This window comes from Anaerobiospirillum sp. NML120448 (assembly GCF_023050945.1).
Taxonomy (GTDB): Bacteria; Pseudomonadota; Gammaproteobacteria; order Enterobacterales; family Succinivibrionaceae; genus Anaerobiospirillum.
In genome coordinates this window covers 1-4,462 of sequence record NZ_JALKIM010000121.1, presented here as the reverse complement: position 1 = coordinate 4,462, position 4,462 = coordinate 1, and the positions used below count along the sequence as shown (strand labels likewise).

General features: G+C 40.3%; 5 protein-coding genes. 4 read left to right on the top strand and 1 reads right to left on the bottom strand.

All coding sequences use genetic code 11. The features are described from left to right. Positions 1-128: 128 nt before the first annotated feature. The 4 genes from MXE38_RS11840 to MXE38_RS11825 all read left to right on the top strand — a co-directional run bounded on the left by MXE38_RS11840 (position 129) and on the right by MXE38_RS11825 (position 3,750). Complete coding sequence (locus tag MXE38_RS11840; protein WP_246915327.1) at positions 129-944, top strand: flagellin; 816 nt, start codon at positions 129-131, stop codon at positions 942-944. A 99-nt stretch (positions 945-1,043) separates the two neighbouring features. Continuing rightward, positions 1,044-1,937, top strand: coding sequence for a flagellin (locus MXE38_RS11835; protein ID WP_246915324.1), 894 nt, complete (start codon positions 1,044-1,046; stop codon positions 1,935-1,937). 122 nt (positions 1,938-2,059) lie between these two features. Continuing rightward, positions 2,060-2,965 carry a flagellin gene (locus MXE38_RS11830; RefSeq protein ID WP_246915321.1) on the top strand — a complete coding sequence of 302 codons (906 nt, stop codon included), beginning with the start codon at positions 2,060-2,062 and terminating at the stop codon, positions 2,963-2,965. Between the two features lie 161 nt (positions 2,966-3,126). Beyond that, complete coding sequence (locus MXE38_RS11825) at positions 3,127-3,750, top strand: formyltransferase family protein (RefSeq protein WP_246915318.1); 624 nt, start codon at positions 3,127-3,129, stop codon at positions 3,748-3,750. 120 nt (positions 3,751-3,870) lie between these two features. Here MXE38_RS11825 and MXE38_RS11820 read toward each other — a convergent pair whose 3' ends face one another. Then, positions 3,871-4,314: a hypothetical protein gene (locus tag MXE38_RS11820; protein WP_246915315.1), complete on the bottom strand. Its 444-nt coding sequence runs from the start codon at positions 4,312-4,314 to the stop codon at positions 3,871-3,873. Positions 4,315-4,462 lie beyond the last annotated feature (148 nt).

Genomic DNA, 4,462 nt, shown 5'->3' with positions numbered 1-4,462 from the left:
CTTTAAAAGGTCATACAACAGTTCGATATCTGTCGATGTAATTTTACTATTGTTAGCCATTGCTAACTCCTTTTGATTTCAACTAAAACTTGCTTAATTGTTTATATGATTATATTTTACTAGATCATATGCGTATTAACTCTGCTAAGGACGACGCAGCTGGCTTACAAATCGCAGATCGTTTAACCACTCAAATCAACGGCTTAAACCAAGGCAACCGTAACACCAATGACGGTATTGCATTAGCCCAGACCATTGAAGGCGCTCTTGATGAGACCTCCTCAATGCTCCAAAAGATCCGTACCTTAGCCGTACAATCAGCCAACGGTACCAACACCGCTGAGGATCGTAAGGCTTTAACAACCGAAGGTAATGCCTTAGTTGCTGAAATTACTCGTATTGCACAGCAAACTAAGTTTGGTGGTAAGACTGTTCTAAATGGCGCTTCAAATGCAGACACTATTTATGGTTCTCAATCAGCTGATAGAAGTAAAGGCGCTAAGCTTACTCTTCAAGTAGGTGCAAATAAGGGTGATGAGATCTCCTTTGATGTTGGCGCATTCACCTTTAAAGATATTACCGCTCAAGTTAAAAATGCTGGTGGTGGTAACGCAACCAAAGCAACTAATGCAGCTGGTACTGCTATTTTATTAAGTACTGCATCAGGCGCAAAGGCTGCTATTGACCTTATGGATGCTATGATCGCTAAGGTAGACAGCCAGCGCTCAGGCTTAGGTGCCATCCAAAATCGTCTTGAGTCCTCTATCCGCAACCAGTCTAATGTTGCTGCTAACCAGTCTGATGCACGTAGCCGTATTCGTGATGCTGACTTTGCTGAGGAGTCTGCAAACTTAAGCCAGCAGTCCATTATCCAGCAGGCCGCTACTTCCATGTTAATGCAGGCTAACAGCCGTCCACAATTAGCCCTCTCTATGCTTGGCTAATTAAAATTATCTTATTGTCAGATAATTTTATCCCTTAAGCCAAATATGCGGTCTTAAGGGATTTTTTCACTAATTAAAGAGTATCTATAGGTAATAAAAATGGCAGTTTACGTAAATACTAACGTTTCTTCCTTAAATGGCCGTCGCTATTTAAATAACGTACAAAACCAGTTAACTACTACTTATCAGCGCTTAAGCTCTGGTATGCGTATTAACTCTGCTAAGGACGACGCAGCTGGCTTACAAATCGCAGATCGTTTAACCACTCAAATCAACGGTTTAAACCAAGGCAACCGTAACACCAACGACGGTATCGCCCTAGCCCAGACCATTGAAGGCGCTCTTGATGAGACCTCCTCAATGCTCCAAAAGATCCGTACCTTAGCCGTACAATCTGCAAACGGTACAAATACCGCTGATGACCGTAAGGCCATTGATACCGAGGCTAAGGCACTTCAAGATGAAATTACTCGTATTGCAAAGCAAACAAAGTTTGGTGGCAAGACCGTTCTTAATGGTGGTAGTACAGCCGATTCTATCTATAATGCTACTGGTAAATCTACAGGCGGTAAAGTTACTTTACAAGTAGGCGCTAATAATGGTGATGAAATCTCATTTGACGTAGGCAACTTTACTTTCGACGGCATTCACAGCCAAGCAGGTAAAAATACAGCTGCATTTAACCAAAGCAATCTTATCTTATCTACTGCTAGTGGTGCAAAGGCTGTTATCGATCTTATGGATAAGATGATTGCAGCTGTTGATAGCCAGCGTTCAGGCTTAGGTGCCATCCAAAATCGACTTGAGTCCTCTATCCGCAATCAGTCTAACGTAGCTGCTAACCAGTCTGATGCACGTAGCCGTATTCGTGATGCTGACTTTGCTGAGGAGTCTGCAAACTTAAGCCAGCAGTCCATTATCCAGCAGGCTGCTACTTCTATGTTAATGCAGGCTAACAGCCGTCCACAATTAGCCCTTTCAATGCTTGGCTAATTAAAATTATCTGGTTGTCATATAATTTTATCCCTTAAGCAAAAATTGTGGTCTTAAGGGGTTATTTGCTTTTTATATAATATCCTTGTGAACTTATAGAAAGGGTATTAGAGGTAATAAAAATGGCAGTTTACGTAAATACAAACGTATCTTCTTTAAATGGCCGTCGCTATTTAAATAATGTACAAAATCAGTTAAGTACTACTTATCAGAGATTAAGCTCTGGCATGCGTATTAACTCTGCAAAAGACGACGCAGCTGGCTTACAAATCGCAGACCGTTTAACCACTCAAATCAACGGTTTAAACCAAGGCAACCGTAACACTAATGATGGTATTGCTTTAGCTCAGACCATTGAAGGTGCTCTTGATGAAACTAGTGGCATGCTTCAAAAGATTCGTACTTTAGCTGTACAATCAGCAAACGGCACAAACACAAAAGAAGATCGTGATGCAATTAAAGCTGAAGGTGCTGCTTTAATGGCAGAAATTACCCGTATTGCAGAAGATACTAAGTTTGGTGGCAAGACTTTATTGGTTGGTGCTACTGCTGGTTCTATTTACAACACCACAGCACAAAATGCCACTAACAAAGCAGGCCAAATGACCTTGCAGGTCGGCGCAAACAATGGCGATGCTATCTCATTTGATGTTGGTAATTTTAGATTCCTTGGCATTTTAAGTGCTGTTGATAAAGACAATAAGACAGCATTTACAGCTGCAAGTGGTCTTCAATTACAGACCGCCTCAGGTGCTAAAGCTGTTATTGAGCTCATGGACAAGATGATTGCTCACGTTGACGGCCAGCGTTCAGGCTTAGGTGCCATCCAGAATCGCCTTGAGTCCTCAATCCGCAACCAGTCTAACGTAGCTGCTAACCAGTCTGATGCACGTAGCCGTATTCGTGATGCTGACTTTGCTGAGGAGTCTGCAAACTTAAGCCAGCAGTCTATTATTCAGCAGGCTGCAACTTCTATGTTAATGCAGGCTAACAGCCGTCCACAATTAGCCCTTTCAATGCTTGGCTAATTGAATTAACGTATTTTTAGTTTTCCTTTATATATATTAGGCTCTTACATTGTATGTGGGGGCCTTTCTAATTTATAGCAACCACCTATTCATTAAATTATTATCCTCCTCTATAATCTTCATTACTTATACTCAATTCATATCATCAACGAGCCTTTTCTATGAAGTTTTGCGTGTTAACCTCACCCAACCAATGGTTTATCTCATATGCTCAGAAATTTTCTTCTGAAAACAATATAGATTTGTTCTTTAAACACGAGGATGTTACTCCTGATTTTGATGTGGTATTTATTCTTTCTTATCACCGCATCATTACCAAAGAGTTTCTTAATAAGCATAAGCACAATATCGTAGTACATGCAGCAGACTTGCCTCAAGGTAAAGGCTGGGCCCCAGTAGCTTGGCAAATCCTAGAAGGTAAGAACGAAATTGTTTTTACTTTATTTGAGGCTGATGAGCAGGCAGATAATGGCCCTTTCTATATTAAAAGAACAGTAAAGCTTACTGGCTATGAGCTAAATGATGAGATTAGAGAACTACAAGCACAAACTTGCATCGATTTATGTAAAGAGTTTATTGCTAACTACGAGAAGTTAACAGCTACTCAACAATCTGGCCAAGAAAGTTTTTATAGAAAACGAAATGCACAAGATAGTGAGCTGGATATCAATAAAAGCATTAATGAACAATTCAACCTTTTACGTATTGTTGATAATGAAAACTATCCTGCCTTTTTCTACAAAGATAACCACAAATACATTATTAAGATTTATGACGGCGATTAGTTGTTCGTCTATATCGTCCAACTTCTAGTTTTGTCTTCTTTAATAAACTAAAAAATAGGGGTGCTTTTTGAGCACCCCTATTGATTTGACTATATGATTAAGATTTTGTTTAGCAACTTTTTAGAAAAGATAGCGTAAACGGGCATTGCCATTAACACCTAAAGAACCATCGGTTGAAGCTGTTGCACCAGCACCAACGTCTAAAATCATGTTTTGCATGATACGCTTGGATACCATAGCATTAGCACCAAAGGTGGTCTCATGACGATTCTCTAAGTCGTAAGAGATATAGCCCTGAGCATTCTTGAGGTTTACACCAATAGAGTCAGCGCTGTTGTAAACATTACGACGTGCGGTTACTTGGAATAAGTAGCCAATAGACTCATGAGAGCCTTCAATTTCTAAACCTAAGCCTAAATCAACAGTACGCTCAGTAAGGTTGTCACGCTTAAAGTAAGTAGACTCACTTTCGGAAACCTCACTCCAGCCTAAGTCAACAATTGCCATTGGACGAATGCTTAAATTACCAGCACGGAAATGGTACTTAAAGTAATTGGAGCTCATTAACATCCAGCTACGCTCGTCAAACCTAAAAGTTAGCGAATAGTGTCATGCAAGAAGTATCCTTGTCAGGAACACTAAGATTCGATTAAACCAATATGCTGAAAAAACATCTTGTCACGCTTGGTCATTTCTGGAGTGAATCTTGCGC

What these genes read in the sequence shown, in the direction of transcription:
- MXE38_RS11840 (WP_246915327.1), top strand. Translation starts at nt 129, where the DNA reads ATGCGTATTAACTCTGCTAAGGACGACGCAGCTGGCTTACAAATCGCA.
- MXE38_RS11835 (WP_246915324.1), top strand. Translation starts at nt 1,044, where the DNA reads ATGGCAGTTTACGTAAATACTAACGTTTCTTCCTTAAATGGCCGTCGC.
- MXE38_RS11830 (WP_246915321.1), top strand. Translation starts at nt 2,060, where the DNA reads ATGGCAGTTTACGTAAATACAAACGTATCTTCTTTAAATGGCCGTCGC.
- MXE38_RS11825 (WP_246915318.1), top strand. Translation starts at nt 3,127, where the DNA reads ATGAAGTTTTGCGTGTTAACCTCACCCAACCAATGGTTTATCTCATAT.
- MXE38_RS11820 (WP_246915315.1), bottom strand. Translation starts at nt 4,314, where the DNA reads ATGAGCTCCAATTACTTTAAGTACCATTTCCGTGCTGGTAATTTAAGC.